Genomic DNA, 13,649 nt, shown 5'->3' with positions numbered 1-13,649 from the left:
AAAGAAACAGGCAGACTGAAACATGGCATACGATCTCGAAGAACAAGAACAGCTTGCTACCCTCAAGGCGTGGTGGGCAAAGTACGGCAACCTGACCACCTGGCTGGTGATCGCAGGCCTGGCCGCCTATTCGGGCTGGAACGGCTGGAACTACTACCAGCGCAACCAGGCAGCGCAAGCGTCCGTGCTGTTCGATGAACTGCAGACCGCTGTCAACGCCAAGGACAGCGCCAAGGTGACGCGCGTAGCGGGCGACATCGAGTCCAAGTTCGGCCGCACTGCTTATGCTTCGCTGGCTGCGCTGAGCGCCGCCAAGTCCTTCTTCGATGCGAACGACCTGAAGTCCGCCAAGGCCCAGCTGGAGTGGGTGGTTGCGCACGGCAACGACGAGCATAAGAACATCGCTTCGATCCGCCTGGCCGGCGTGCTGCTGGATGAGAAAGCCTACGACGCTGCGCTGAAAGCGCTGGCCGTGGCCGCACTGCCGCAGTTCAAGGCCTCGGTGGAAGACCGCAAAGGCGATATCCTGGCTGCGCAGAACAAGCTGGAAGAAGCCCGCAGCGCCTACAAGGCCGCGCTGGAAGCGGCCGACAAGAACAACCCTGGCCGCCAGCTGATCCAGCTCAAGCTCGAATCCATCGGCGGCTCCGTGCCGGAAGTGAAGGCTTAAGCCATGCTGACGACCCGTACTGTAATTGCACTGGGCGTACTGGCACTGGCTAGCGGTTGCGGCAGCCTGAATCCCTTCAAGAAGGAAGACAAGTTCGCGCCTGTCAAGCTGGAAGAAATCAAGTCCGGCGTGCCGGCACGCATCGTCTGGAAGCACAGCACCAGCAAGGCTGGCGCCAATGTCTTTACGCCGGCACTGGCCGACAACAGCGTATTCGTGGCCGACTCCGACGGCGTGATCGAGCGCCTGGATGCCGCCAGCGGCAAGGTGCAGTGGCGCAGCAAGTCCGGCGCCGACCTGACCGCCGGCGTCGGCGTCAGCCCGGACGGCAAGCTGCTGGCCGTGGGCGCGGTCAAGGGCCAGCTGATGGCCTTCGACGGCAATGGCAAGGCGCTGTGGAAGATCCAGGCATCGAGCGAGATCCTGTCGGCGCCAGCCGTCGGCAACGATGTCGTGATTGTGCGCACCGTGGACAACAAGGTTACCGCCTATGACGCGGCCGACGGCAAGAAGCGCTGGTTCATCCAGCGCGTGACGCCGCCGCTGACCCTGCGCAATATGCCGGGCCTGGTGATCGCCAGCAGCAATGTGTACGCCGCACAGCCCGCGGGCCGCATCCTGGCGCTGGCGCTGTCGAACGGCGTGCCGCGCTTTGAAGTGCCGCTGTCCGAACCGCGCGGCGCCACCGAACTGGAACGCGTGTCCGACATCAGCGGCACGCCGACCGTGTTCGAGCAGGACTTGTGCGCTGTCAGCTACCAGGGCAAGGTTGGCTGCCTGGATCTGAACACCGGCGTGGCCCGCTGGACCAAGCCGGCATCGTCGGATGTGGGCGTGGGCGTGGACCAGCGTTTCGTGTTCGTGTCGGACGAGAAGGGCGCCGTACAAGCCTTTGCCCGCGAAAGCGGCGCATCGGCATGGAAGAACGAGAAGCTGGCATACCGCCGCTTGTCGGCTCCGGTTTCCTATGGCCGTTTCGTGGCCGTGGGCGACCTCGAAGGTTATGTGCACTTCCTGTCGCGGGAAGATGGCACGGTATTAGGTCGGATCAGCACCGACGGCAGCGCCATCAAGTCGGCGCCGCTGTTGTCCGGTCCGAATGTGATTTTCCAAACCCAGAATGGGACTGTGGCCGCTATCGCGGTCGAATAAAAACAATATGAAGCCGGTAATTGCACTTGTAGGTCGCCCGAACGTCGGGAAATCGACCTTATTCAATCGACTGACCCGCTCGCGCGATGCGCTGGTGGCGGACCTCCCTGGCCTGACGCGCGATCGTCACTATGGCGAGGGCCGCGTGGGCAATCGCCCGTTCCTGGTCATCGATACCGGCGGTTTCGAGCCGGTCGCCAAGGAAGGCATCATGTTCCAGATGGCCCTGCAGACCAAGCAGGCCGTGGCGGAAGCCGACGTGGTGGTGTTCCTGGTCGATGGCCGCCAGGGCATGACCCCGCACGACAAGACGATTACCGATTTCCTGCGCAAATCCGGCCGTCCGGTGCTGCTGGTAGTGAACAAGGCCGAAGGCATGCGTTACACCGCTGCCGTGTCGGACTTCTATGAGCTGGGCCTGGGCGATCCGTATGCGATTTCCGGCGCCCACGGCGACGGCGTGCACGACCTGGTGGCCGAAGCGCTGGACAAGGCGTTTGCCTCGCGTCCGGCCGACGAGGAAGAACTGCTGCCGCAGGAACGCGGCGTGAAGATCGCCCTGGTGGGCCGCCCCAACGTCGGTAAATCCACCCTGATTAACACCCTGGTGGGCGAAGAGCGCGTGATCGCTTTCGACATGCCGGGCACCACCCGCGATTCGATCGAGATCCCGTTCGAGCGCGAAGGCAAGCAGTACACCCTGATCGACACGGCCGGTATCCGCCGCCGCGGCAAGGTGTTCGAAGCGATCGAGAAGTTCTCGGTGGTGAAGACGTTGCAGTCGATCTCGGAAGCGAACGTGGTGATCCTGATGCTCGATGCGCAGCAGGACATCTCAGAGCAGGACGCCCACATCGCTGGCTTCATCCTGGAAACGGGCCGCGCCCTGGTGGTGGCGGTCAACAAATGGGACGGCCTGCAATCGGACGACCGCGACCAGGTGAAGATGGACATGGACCGCAAGCTGGACTTCCTGTCCTTCGCCAATACCCACTTCATCTCGGCCCTGCGCGGCACCGGCATCGGCCCGCTGATGAAATCCGTGAACGGCGCGTATGCTGCCGCCACGGCCGACCTGCCGACGCCTAAGCTGACCCGCGCCTTGCAGGAAGCGCTGGAGAAGCAGGAGCCGAAGCGCAAGGCTGGCGTGCGTCCGAAGATGCGCTATGCGCACCAGGGCGGCCAGAATCCGCCGATCATCGTCATCCACGGCAATTCGCTGGATGCGGTCTCCGAGCCGTATAAACGCTATCTGGAGAAGCATTTCCGTGATAGTTTCAAGCTGGTCGGCACCCCGCTGCGTATTGAGTTGCGCAACGGCAAAAACCCTTTCGATAAACGCGAAGGTAAATAATTAAATGGGGTACGTCCCCATTTTCAGTCCACCTTAAGGTTTATCCGGCTGCAAGATTTAAAAAAACAAGGTACAGTGTCTTTGGAGCAGCATCCCCAGCACTTGAAAAACAGGCGCAGCGTCTCCAATTCGTACACAACAACATAAAACGGAGCTGTTATGAGCAATAAAGGGCAATTGTTACAAGACCCATTCCTGAACGCGCTGCGCAAAGAGCACGTTCCAGTCTCGATCTACCTGGTCAACGGCATCAAGCTGCAAGGCCATATCGAGTCTTTCGACCAATACGTGGTCCTGCTGCGTAACACCGTGACCCAGATGGTTTACAAGCACGCCATTTCCACCGTGGTGCCTGCCCGCGCCGTCAACCTGAACATGGATAACTCCTCCGAGGCAGCGGAGTAAGACACTTCGTATGCGAGCAGCTTTAGTCGGGGTAGATTTCGGTCAGGGCGACTTTGCTGCCAGTATCGAGGAGTTGATGCTGCTGGCCCGTTCCGCGGGCGCAGAGCCGGTCACCACCATTACCGGCAAACGGTCTGCGCCGGATGCCGCGTATTTCGTCGGCAGCGGCAAGGCCGACGAAATCGGTCATGCAGTGCAGGACCACAAACTCGAAATCGTCATCTTCAATCATGCGCTGTCCCCAGCCCAGCAGCGCAACCTGGAAAAACGCCTGAACGTCCGGGTCCTCGACCGCACCAGCCTGATCCTCGACATCTTCGCGCAGCGTGCGCAAAGCCACGAGGGCAAGGTGCAGGTCGAACTGGCCCAGTTGCAGCACCTGGCCACGCGCCTGGTGCGCGGCTGGACCCACCTGGAACGCCAGAAGGGCGGTATCGGCCTGCGCGGGCCGGGTGAAACCCAGCTCGAAACGGACCGCCGCCTGCTCGGCGAGCGCGTCAAGATGCTGCGCGCCAAGCTGGCCAAGCTGCGCAAGCAGCATGAGACCCAGCGCCGCGCGCGCGGCCGCAGCCATACGTTCTCCGTGTCCCTGGTCGGCTATACCAATGCCGGCAAATCGACCCTGTTCAATACGCTGACCAAGGCTGGCGTCTACGTGGCGGACCAGCTGTTCGCGACGCTGGACACCACCTCGCGCCGCGTCTACATGGGCGAGGAAATCGGCAACGTGGTGCTGTCCGATACGGTCGGCTTCGTGCGCGAACTGCCGCACCAGCTGGTGGCGGCTTTCCGCGCCACGCTGGAAGAGACCATCCACGCCGACCTGCTGCTGCACGTGGTGGATGGCGCTTCGCCAAGCCGCATGGAGCAGATCGAGCAGGTCAACCTGGTGCTGCGCGAAATCGGCGCCGACCATATCCCGCAGATCCTGGTGTGGAACAAGATCGATGCGGCGGGCCTTGAGCCGGCAGTCGAACGTAATGAGTATGATAAGATTTCCCGCGTATTCATCAGCGCACGCACAGGCGAAGGCCTGAACCTGCTGCGCGATGCAATCTGTGAGGCAGCACGGGATGAGCAGGAGGCGCTCGCCAACCCCAAAGAAGAGGTGGCGCCAGACAGTATTCTCACCTTTACCCAAGTAGGATCTCACTAAAAGAAAAATATGCCTTTTTCCTCTCTCAAGAAAAGACTCGGCAACTATATTGCCCAGGAAGGCAAAAAGCCCGGCGAAGGACCGCCGGACCTCGATCAACTCTGGCGTGATTTCAACCAGCGCCTGAATGGCCTGTTCGGCGGCGGCAAAAACCGCGGCAGCAATTCGGGCGGCGGCGGCAATGGCGGCGGCGACATGAAAGGCGCCGGCTTCACCGTTGGCGCGGTCGCTTCGGTGGCAGCCCTGGTGTGGCTCGCTTCCGGCGCGTTCATCGTGCAGGAAGGCCAGACCGGCGTGGTGACCACGTTCGGCAAATTCAGCCACACCACGCCGGCCGGCTTCAACTGGCGCTGGCCGTATCCGTTCCAGGGCAATGAAATCGTGAATATGTCCCAGGTGCGCACGGTGGAAGTAGGCTACCGCGGCAGCGCGAAGTCGAAGATGGCTTCCGAAGCGCTGATGCTGACCGAAGACGAAAACATCATCGACATCCAGTTCGCCGTGCAGTACAAGCTGAGCGACCCGGTGAAGTGGCTGTATGCCAACCGCGATGCGGAAGATACGGTGCGCCAGGTGGCCGAAACGGCGATCCGCGAAATCGTCGGCCGCAGCAAGATGGACTTCGTACTGTATGAAGGCCGCGAGAAAGTGGCCACCGATACCCAGCAACTGATGCAGGCCATCCTGGACCGTTACAACTCGGGCGCGCAAGTGACCAATGTGACGATGCAGGGCGTGCAGCCGCCGGAGCAGGTGCAAGCCGCGTTCGACGACGCCGTGAAAGCCGGCCAGGACCGCGAACGCCAGAAGAACGAAGGCCAGGCCTATGCCAACGACATCGTGCCGAAAGCGCGCGGTGCGGCATTCCGCCTGATCCAGGAAGCCGAGGCGTACCGCGCCATGACGGTGCAGAATGCGACCGGTAATGCCGACCGCTTCAAATCCGTGCTGGCCGAGTACCAGAAGGCGCCGGGCGTGACGCGCGACCGCATGTACCTGGACACCATGCAGCAGATCTTCGCCAACACCAGCAAGGTGATGGTCGACTCCAAGGCCGGCAGCAACCTGCTGTACCTGCCGCTGGACAAGCTGATCGCCCAGGTGGCTGCTACCGAGGGCCGCGCTGCCAGCGTGACCCCGCCGCCGCCAGCGGCCGTGCTGTTGCCGCCGGAACCGACACCTGACACGAACCGCCGTGATAGCCGTTCGCGTGAATCGTCCCGTGACCGGGAGGGCCGTTAATGAATCGCTTTGCAACTATCCTGATTACGGGCTTTATCGCCCTGATGCTGCTGTCGTCCACCGTGTTCGTGGTGGACCAGCGCAAGTACGCCATCGTGTTCGCGCTGGGTGAAGTGAAACAGGTGATTTCCGAACCTGGCCTGCACTTCAAGCTGCCGCCACCGTTCCAGAACGTGGTGTACCTGGACAAGCGCATCCAGACCCTGGACCCGAAAGAAGCCGACCGCTTCATCACCGCCGAAAAGATGAACATCCTGGTGGATGCCTTCGTCAAATGGCGCGTGACCGATCCGCGCCTGTATTTTGTCTCCTTTGGCGGCGACGAGGGCAGGGCCGGCGACCGCATGCAGCAGATCGTGAAAGCGGCGCTGAACGACGAAATCACCAAGCGCACCGTGCGTGAAGTGATTTCCGGCCAGCGCGGCAAGGTGATGGAGTCGATCCGCAGCAAGGTGGTGGACGAGGCCAAGCAGATCGGCGTGGAAATTGTCGATGTGCGCCTGAAGCGGGTGGATTACGTTGAGCAGATCAACAACTCGGTGTACGAGCGCATGAAGGCGGAACGTGCCCGCGTGGCCAATGAAGCCCGTTCCACCGGTGCGGCCGAATCGGAGCAGGTGCGTGCCGATGCCGACAAGCAGCGTACCGTGATCCTGGCCGAGGCTTACCGCGAAGCGGAGAAGATCAAGGGCGAGGGCGATGCCAAGGCGTCCCAGATCTACGCCGAAGCGTTCGGCCGCAATCCGGAGTTCTACAAGTTTTACCGCTCGCTGGAGGCCTACCGCGCTTCCTTCAAGACCAAGGCTGACGTGATGCTGGTCGATCCGCAGTCCGATTTCTTCAAATACTTCAAGAGCGCAGGCTCCGGGAAGTAAGCCGAAAAAGATGGGCGAAAAAATGGGGACGGACCCCATTTAATGGGGACTTCTCCATTAAATGGGGTCCGTCCCTATTTTTCGCCCCATTTTTTTGCCGCCATTTTTTACCTGCACCGCAACAATTTCGCGTAAAATACGCGGTTTGGTCATCCACTTTTGTGGGTGGCGTCGTTGCGCCTGCATTGTTTTTAATTCAATAGCACCAACCATGCCGAATTGGCTTTTGCCTGAATATATTGCCGACGTCTTGCCTTCCGAAGCACGCAAGATCGAGGAGTTGCGCCGTCTGATGCTGGATAACTTCCGGCTGTACGGCTACGAGCTTGTGATGCCGCCGATGCTGGAGTACGTCGAGTCCCTGTTGACCGGCGCCGGCACCGACACGGACCTGCGCACTTTCAAGCTGGTGGACCAGATCTCCGGCCGTATGCTGGGCCTGCGTGCCGACATGACGACGCAAGTGGCGCGCATCGACGCCCACCTGCTGAACCGCGCCACCGTGACCCGCCTGTGCTATGCCGGCTCCGTGCTGCATACCCGTCCGTCCGGCCTGCATGCGACCCGCGAGCCATACCAGATCGGCGCCGAGATCTACGGCCATGCCGGCCTGGAGGCGGACGCCGAAATCCAGGAACTGGCGCTCGGCTCGCTGTCCCTGGCCGGCTTCACCGACATGCGCCTGGACCTGACCCATGTCGGCGTGCTGCGCGCGATCCTGGCACAGGATCAGGCCGCGACCAAGGATTACGACGCCATCGTGGCCCTGTTGCGCGGCAAGGACGTACCCGGCCTGCAGCAGCAGACCGCCAAGTACAACGACGTGACGCGTGCCGCACTGCTGGCATTGCCGAACCTGTACGGCGACGTCGAGGTGCTGAAGCGCGCGCGCGACGTGCTGCCTGCGCTGCCGGGCATCACCCACGCTTTGGCCGAACTGGCTGCGCTGGCGGCATCGGCCATTGGCCGCGCCGAGGTGGCGATCGACCTGGCCGACCTGCGCGGCTACCAGTACGAGAGCGGCGCCATGTTCGCGCTGTACGTGCCTGGCCTGCCGAACGCGGTTGCGCGTGGCGGCCGCTACGACCACGTGGGCGAAGCATTCGGCCGCGCGCGTCCGGCTACCGGCTTCTCGCTGGACCTGCGCGAACTGGCACGCCTGCTGCCGACTGCGGAGCGCAAGCATTCGATCCGCGCGCCGTGGGGCAATGCACCGGAATTGAAGGAAAAAATCGCCGAGCTGCGCAAGTCCGGCGAAGTTGTGATCCAGTCCCTGCCGGGTCACAACGATGAACAGGACGAGTTCGAGTGCGATCGCGCGCTGGTGCTCGACGAAAGTGGTAGTAACTGGATTCTCAAAAACTTAGGTTAATTGTGATGTCAAACAAAACTGCAAAGAACGTTGTTGTTATCGGCACCCAGTGGGGCGATGAAGGCAAAGGCAAGATCGTCGACTGGCTGACTGAACACGCCCAGGGCGTGGTGCGCTTCCAGGGCGGCCACAACGCGGGCCACACCCTCGTGATCGGCGGCGTGAAGACCGCCCTGCAGCTGATCCCTTCGGGCATTATGCGCCCAGGCGTGGCTTGCTACATCGGTAACGGCGTAGTGCTGTCCGTGCCTGACGTGCTGCGCGAAATCGACAAGCTGGAAGCAGCCGGCGTGGAAGTATCTTCCCGCCTGAAGATCTCCGAGGCTTGCCCGGTCATCCTGCCTTACCACACCGCGCTGGACGCTGCCCGTGAAGCCGCCCGCGGCGCCGCCAAGATCGGCACCACCGGCAAAGGCATCGGCCCTGCCTACGAAGACAAAGTCGCCCGCCGCGCCATCCGCGTTGCCGACCTGCTGAATGCAGAGCGCTTTGCAGAGAAGCTGAAAGAGAACCTGGACTACCACAACTACGTCCTGGAAAACTACCTCAAAGCGCCAAAGATCGATTACCAGAAGACCCTGGACGACGCACTGGCCTACGTGCCGCGCCTGCGCCCAATGGTGACCGACGTATCGTCGGCGCTGTACGCGACCCACAAGGCCGGCGGCTCGCTGCTGTTCGAAGGCGCGCAAGGTTCGCTGCTGGACGTCGACCACGGCACCTATCCGTTTGTCACCTCGTCGAACTGCGTGGCAGGTAATGCTGCTGCCGGCGCCGGCGTTGGTCCTGGTATGCTGCACTACATCCTGGGCATCACCAAGGCCTACACCACCCGCGTCGGTTCCGGCCCGTTCCCATCCGAACTGCCGACCGATGCAGGCGTTGGCCACCACCTGTCCTCCGTGGGTCACGAATTCGGCACCGTGACCGGCCGTGCCCGTCGTTGCGGCTGGTTCGATGCTGCGCTGCTGCGCCGCTCCGTGCAGATCAATGGCGTGTCGGGCATGTGCCTGACCAAGCTGGACGTGCTGGACGGCCTGGAAACCCTGAAGATCTGCACCGGCTACACCATCAACGGCAAGCATTCCGAGATCTTCCCGGTCGGCGCTGAAGACGCTGCGCTGTGCCAGCCGATCTACGAAGAAATGCCGGGTTGGACCGAGAGCACCGTCGGCGCCAAGTCGATGGACGCACTGCCAGCCACCGCACGCGCCTACATCAAGCGCATCGAAGAACTGGTCGGCGTGCCGGTCGATATGGTTTCCACCGGTCCTGACCGCGAAGAGACCATCGTCCTGCGCCATCCTTTTGCCTAAGCAAGAAAGAACTATAAGCATGACCACTCCTGTATCCGACCAAAAGCACCTGTGGGTTAGCTGGGACGAGTACCATCGCCTGATCGAGCGCCTGGCGCTGAAGGTTCATGAATCGGGCTGGAAGTTCGACATGGTGCTGTGCCTGGCGCGCGGCGGCGTGCGTCCGGGCGACGTGTTCTCGCGCATCTTCGACGTGCCGCTGGCGATCCTGTCGACCAGCTCCTACCGCGAAGAAGCCGGCACTGTGCGCGGCGACCTGGATATCGCCAAGTACATGACCATGACCAAGGGCCCGCTGTCCGGCAGGATCCTGCTGGTCGACGACCTGGCAGATTCCGGCGTGACCCTGACCAAGGTGATGAAGCACCTGAAGGACAACTTTGAAGGCGTGACCGAAGTGCGTTCGGCTGTGATCTGGACCAAGGGCTGCTCGGCATTCAAGCCTGACTACCAGATGGAAGAACTGCCGCACAACCCATGGATCCACCAGCCGTTCGAGGACTACGACGGCCTGCGCCCGCACCAGCTGGCAGCCTGGATCAAGAAAGGCGAAACCGCCGCTTGATAGTGGACGGCTTCGAATAAAGGCGGAAGGGCGCAAGCCCTCCCGCCTTTTTTTATCAGCGGACTTCCAGCAGTTCGACGTCGAAGATCAGGTTGGAATTTGGCGGAATCGGGCCGATGCCGCTGCTGCCATAGCCCAAGGCGGCCGGCACAATCAAGGTGCGCTTGCCGCCGACTTTCATGCCTTGCACGCCTTGGTCCCAGCCCGGGATTACTTGCCCCGCGCCGAGCGGGAAGTTGAATGGGCTGCGGCCGATGGAGGAATCGAACTGCGCGCCGTGCTGCTGCGGCGAATTCGGTTCGTAAATCCAGCCGGTATAGTTAACGGCGACGTTGGAGCCTGCAACCGCTTCCTTGCCGGTGCCGACAACGGTATCGATCTTTTGCAGGGGAATGGCGGCAGCTTCAGTTTGGGCCGGCGCCTTGCTGCGGTCGCAGCCCGCCAATGCCAGGGTAAGGCTTACGCCGATAAGGCAGGAGGAAAACAGTCGCTTCATCATCTTCTTTCGAAATAAACGGAAAAGAAAGGAGTGTACTGAATCCACCACAAAATGCGAAAAATATAGCAACAAGTGGTATTTCGATATATTTCCCTTTGGAAATGACTATACAATTCTTGGCATCATTTTGCTGTCGCCGGGATTGTCGATGTTTCTTTCGATGTTGTTGTCTTTGATGCTAGCGGTTTCGCCTCCGGAGCCAGGCGGGACCCAAGCCGCCAAACCGGCCGTGCTGCAAAAGCATTGGGCTGAGCGCAAATTCGACGCCATCGAGCGCGGCCTGCGCGAATCGTGCATGGCTGATCCGGCCAGCTTCGAAGCGCAATTCGACAACTATTTCCGCACCACGCAAACCTGGGAAGCCGACCGCAACGCGTTGGAGCAATGGCGCCAGCAGGCCCCGGATGGATTGGCGCAGGCACTGGTGGAAGCCATCTACTGGCGCGCCTATGCTTCGCAACTGCGCCTGGGCGCCGTGGGCCACTTGCCGAAAGAAGCGATGGAGTTCTACCAGGAGCAATTAGGGCGCGGTATCGCGCGGCTGCAGTACGTCAAGGCGCAAGCCAATACCTGCCCGTTGTGGCATAGCCTGAACATCAGCCTGCAACTGGAAGGCGCCGGCTCGCGCCGCAGCGCAGCCAGCGCCTATCTGGACGCGGTGCAGGCCTTCCCGAATGACCTGCAGATCCATTTTGCCATGTCGCGTGCCTATAGCCCGCGTGCCGGCGGCAGCGCGGTGCAATTCGACCAGTTCGCGCGGCGCGCCGTGTACTTCACCAAGGCAGTGGAGGGCGGCGCGATGTATGCGCGCCTGTACTGGCGCGAAGACGGCAATGGCAACGATGCAATCCAGTTCCGCGAGCAGCGCGGCCTGCCGGAATGGCGCATGGTGAAGACGGGCTTTGAAGACCTGCTGCAGCGCCATCCGCAGGACCTGCGTGGCCGCAACAAGTTCGCCTCCTTTGCCTGCCGCGCCAATGACCGCGAGACTTACCTCAAGCTGCGCCAGGAACTCGGTGAGCGCATCGTGCCCGAACTGTGGCCGGACGTGGCCAGTGTGGAGGCTTGCGACCGCAAGCTGGGCAAGGGCGGTTCAGCCGCTACTTCGCCGACGCAAGCCGGTGGTGTAAACTCGCACTCATGACCCAAGACTTCTTCCAGACCTTCATCCTGCTGATGCTGGTGACCGACCCGTTCGGCAACGTTCCCATTTTTGCATCGGCCCTGGCGACCGTGCCGCCCAAGCGCCGCCCGAAAATCGTGGTGCGCGAATGCCTGATTGCCTTCGTCGTGCTGCTGGTGTTCATGTTCTTCGGTAGCCACTTCCTCAAGGCCCTGAGCCTGTCGGAAGCGTCGCTGCGCATTGCCGGCAGCGTGATCCTGCTGCTGATCGCGATCCGCATGGTGTTCCCGCATCCGGATGGGGTGCTGGGCAAGCAGGAGGGCGGTGAACCGTTCATCGTGCCGCTGGCGATTCCCGCGCTGGCCGGTCCTTCCGCGCTGGCGACTGTGCTGCTGTTTTCACGCGAGAGCACCGGTGAGGTGCTGATGCACGTGGCGGCGCTGGCTGCCGTGGTCGTGGTATGGCTGGTGGTCTTCCTTGGCGCGGAGCGTTTGCAGAAAGCCCTCGGCTCACAGGTGATGACTGCCTTCGAACGCTTGATGGGCTTGATCCTGGCGGCGATGTCGATCGAGATGCTGCTTGGCGGTGTGCGCGAGTTCGTCAAGACGCTGTAATGGCCGGCAACTTCAACTACTTCAGGATTGACACGGCTGCCGACCCTGAATTGTTCGGCACCGCCCTTGCGGTGGACTTCAATTCCGCCATCGCGATGCCGCCAGCCCTGGACCTGGAATGGTCCAATGTAGTTGAAACCGGATACGAAGCCATCCACGGAGATTGGCGGAAAGTGGCCGCGCAGTGGATGTTCAAGGAAGCCGCATCCAGCCTGGGCCTGGCCTTTCCGCCGCAAAGCAGGGAGGACTTGCTGCAAGCCTTCCGCACGATGGAATGCTGGCCAGAATATAAGGCCATGGCCGACCGGGCGGCCGGCAACCTCGCCGAGCATGGCTTTGCGACCAGGGAGCCATGGCAGTTGAAGCATTGGGGAACCGAAGGTAACGCCGACGGCGGCATGATAGAGGCGTTGGAAGGCCGCAAGACTGTCTGGTTCATCGCCAACAAATGCCCGACGCCGGTGCTGAAGGCCTGGTCCAGGCGAGTCCCGGAGATCGACCTTCACGTTACTTACGCCGATGATCAGCAGCGCAGCGGCAAACGCTTCATCGTTCGCGAAGGCCGTATTGGCGAGCAGGCAAGGCTGCAGCCCGAGGAACGCAAAGCGCTGGTGGAAGCTTTCGCCGGCAAGTGCGTCAAGACTCAGTGAACCGGACTTTATCTGCACCCCAGAGCTTGCAAAGACCCTGATGGGGCGGCAGCGCCAGTTGTTGCAAGAGGTCCTGCGGTGAAATGGCAAAAGCATCCGCGTCGGGATCGTGGTCCGTGTAGACCACCTTGCCCTGCAACTCGCCACGCTTCATCAACACGAAGGAATTGCCAGTGCCTTCTGCATCGGCAAACACCATTCCGCCCGAGTGCTGGGGGCGCTCCCCGTTTGCATCCTCCTCGTCATCAGCGGAAGCCTGCATATAGGCAGTTTGCGCGGCGATCGCATTGAGCGGGAAGAAGCGAACCGGCGGAAGGAAGTAGCCATCGACCCCGCATTGGAACAAGACGCAGCCATCGGTGGCTTCATATAGCTGCTCCAGTTGCGGCGCATCGACGCCAAGCTGGCTAAGCTCAAGGATCGCCGCATTGCGCTCAAGCGCAGGCCGGAATTGATGATGCACCTGTGCGGAAAAGGTTTTGCCGCCAATCTCTACTTGAATGGTGGCGGGGAGTTGGCGGATTGATAGCAGCAGCGATTTAATTGATTCCATTGTTTGCAGCATCTCCTTCGGGGGATTATGTCTCATCTGCTGCTCCAGCGCATCGATTGAGTGCGCATGCATGGACGGCGAAACGAACATGTTGCTATTCCAG

At 61.5% G+C, this 13,649-nt stretch carries 16 protein-coding genes; 13 read left to right on the top strand and 3 right to left on the bottom strand.

Annotated features, from left to right (window positions below):
* The first annotated feature begins 22 nt into the window (after positions 1–22).
* The 7 genes from ASD58_RS02635 (at position 23) to hflC (ending at position 6,854) form a co-directional block, all read left to right on the top strand.
* The gene (locus tag ASD58_RS02635; RefSeq protein ID WP_057259524.1) at positions 23–670 is read left to right on the top strand and encodes a tetratricopeptide repeat protein; all 648 of its coding nucleotides are present in this window, start codon (positions 23–25) and stop codon (positions 668–670) included.
* A 3-nt stretch (positions 671–673) separates the two neighbouring features.
* Entirely contained in the window at positions 674–1,822 is a 1,149-nt protein-coding gene (gene bamB / locus ASD58_RS02630) for an outer membrane protein assembly factor BamB (RefSeq protein ID WP_057259523.1), read from the top strand.
* A 7-nt stretch (positions 1,823–1,829) separates the two neighbouring features.
* Positions 1,830–3,176, top strand: coding sequence for a ribosome biogenesis GTPase Der (gene der, locus ASD58_RS02625; RefSeq protein WP_057259522.1), 1,347 nt, complete (start codon positions 1,830–1,832; stop codon positions 3,174–3,176).
* Between the two features lie 159 nt (positions 3,177–3,335).
* On the top strand, positions 3,336–3,581 hold the full coding sequence (hfq, locus tag ASD58_RS02620) for an RNA chaperone Hfq (RefSeq protein WP_055931606.1): 246 nt from the start codon (positions 3,336–3,338) through the stop codon (positions 3,579–3,581).
* Between the two features lie 10 nt (positions 3,582–3,591).
* On the top strand, positions 3,592–4,737 hold the full coding sequence (hflX, locus tag ASD58_RS02615) for a GTPase HflX (RefSeq protein WP_057259521.1): 1,146 nt from the start codon (positions 3,592–3,594) through the stop codon (positions 4,735–4,737).
* A 9-nt stretch (positions 4,738–4,746) separates the two neighbouring features.
* The gene (gene hflK, locus ASD58_RS02610) at positions 4,747–5,979 is read left to right on the top strand and encodes an FtsH protease activity modulator HflK (RefSeq protein ID WP_057259520.1); all 1,233 of its coding nucleotides are present in this window, start codon (positions 4,747–4,749) and stop codon (positions 5,977–5,979) included.
* Entirely contained in the window at positions 5,979–6,854 is an 876-nt protein-coding gene (gene hflC, locus ASD58_RS02605) for a protease modulator HflC (protein WP_057259519.1), read from the top strand. The genes hflK and hflC overlap by 1 nt, the downstream gene beginning before the upstream one ends.
* A gap of 57 nt (positions 6,855–6,911) precedes the next feature.
* On the opposite strand, the gene ASD58_RS31000 is transcribed toward hflC, so the two are convergent.
* Positions 6,912–7,067, bottom strand: a complete 156-nt coding sequence (locus ASD58_RS31000; RefSeq protein WP_156401122.1) for a hypothetical protein — start codon at positions 7,065–7,067, stop codon at positions 6,912–6,914.
* On the opposite strand from ASD58_RS31000, the gene ASD58_RS02600 reads away from it, so the two are divergent.
* From ASD58_RS02600 to ASD58_RS02590, 3 genes are read left to right on the top strand one after another with little or no spacing between them, the layout of a single operon-like run.
* Positions 7,066–8,226: an ATP phosphoribosyltransferase regulatory subunit gene (locus tag ASD58_RS02600; protein WP_057259518.1), complete on the top strand. Its 1,161-nt coding sequence runs from the start codon at positions 7,066–7,068 to the stop codon at positions 8,224–8,226. The two genes, ASD58_RS31000 and ASD58_RS02600, sit on opposite strands and share 2 nt — an antisense overlap.
* A gap of 5 nt (positions 8,227–8,231) precedes the next feature.
* The gene (locus ASD58_RS02595) at positions 8,232–9,542 is read left to right on the top strand and encodes an adenylosuccinate synthase (RefSeq protein WP_057259517.1); all 1,311 of its coding nucleotides are present in this window, start codon (positions 8,232–8,234) and stop codon (positions 9,540–9,542) included.
* A gap of 19 nt (positions 9,543–9,561) precedes the next feature.
* A complete protein-coding gene (locus ASD58_RS02590) occupies positions 9,562–10,107 on the top strand; it encodes a phosphoribosyltransferase (RefSeq protein ID WP_057259516.1) in 546 nt (181 codons plus the stop codon).
* A gap of 55 nt (positions 10,108–10,162) precedes the next feature.
* Here ASD58_RS02590 and ASD58_RS02585 read toward each other — a convergent pair whose 3' ends face one another.
* Positions 10,163–10,603 (bottom strand): FKBP-type peptidyl-prolyl cis-trans isomerase, encoded by a 441-nt coding sequence (locus ASD58_RS02585; protein ID WP_057259710.1) that lies wholly within the window; start codon positions 10,601–10,603, stop codon positions 10,163–10,165.
* Between the two features lie 178 nt (positions 10,604–10,781).
* Between ASD58_RS02585 and ASD58_RS02580 the strand changes: the two genes are divergently transcribed.
* The 3 genes from ASD58_RS02580 to ASD58_RS02570 are packed head-to-tail and all read left to right on the top strand — an operon-like array spanning position 10,782 to position 12,993.
* A complete protein-coding gene (locus tag ASD58_RS02580) occupies positions 10,782–11,750 on the top strand; it encodes a hypothetical protein (RefSeq protein WP_156401121.1) in 969 nt (322 codons plus the stop codon).
* Positions 11,747–12,343 (top strand): MarC family protein, encoded by a 597-nt coding sequence (locus ASD58_RS02575; RefSeq protein WP_057259514.1) that lies wholly within the window; start codon positions 11,747–11,749, stop codon positions 12,341–12,343. Before ASD58_RS02580 ends, ASD58_RS02575 begins: the two co-directional genes overlap by 4 nt.
* Positions 12,343–12,993, top strand: a complete 651-nt coding sequence (locus ASD58_RS02570; protein WP_057259513.1) for a hypothetical protein — start codon at positions 12,343–12,345, stop codon at positions 12,991–12,993. The genes ASD58_RS02575 and ASD58_RS02570 overlap by 1 nt, the downstream gene beginning before the upstream one ends.
* On the opposite strand, the gene ASD58_RS02565 is transcribed toward ASD58_RS02570, so the two are convergent.
* Complete coding sequence (locus tag ASD58_RS02565; RefSeq protein ID WP_057259512.1) at positions 12,980–13,636, bottom strand: SMI1/KNR4 family protein; 657 nt, start codon at positions 13,634–13,636, stop codon at positions 12,980–12,982. The two genes, ASD58_RS02570 and ASD58_RS02565, sit on opposite strands and share 14 nt — an antisense overlap.
* Between the last annotated feature and the right edge of the window lie 13 nt (positions 13,637–13,649).

Source organism: Duganella sp. Root1480D1 (genome assembly GCF_001427305.1).
Taxonomy (GTDB): Bacteria; Pseudomonadota; Gammaproteobacteria; order Burkholderiales; family Burkholderiaceae_D; genus Rugamonas.
The sequence above is the reverse complement of the archived record's forward strand: the minus strand, read 5'-3'. Positions and strand labels throughout refer to the sequence as shown.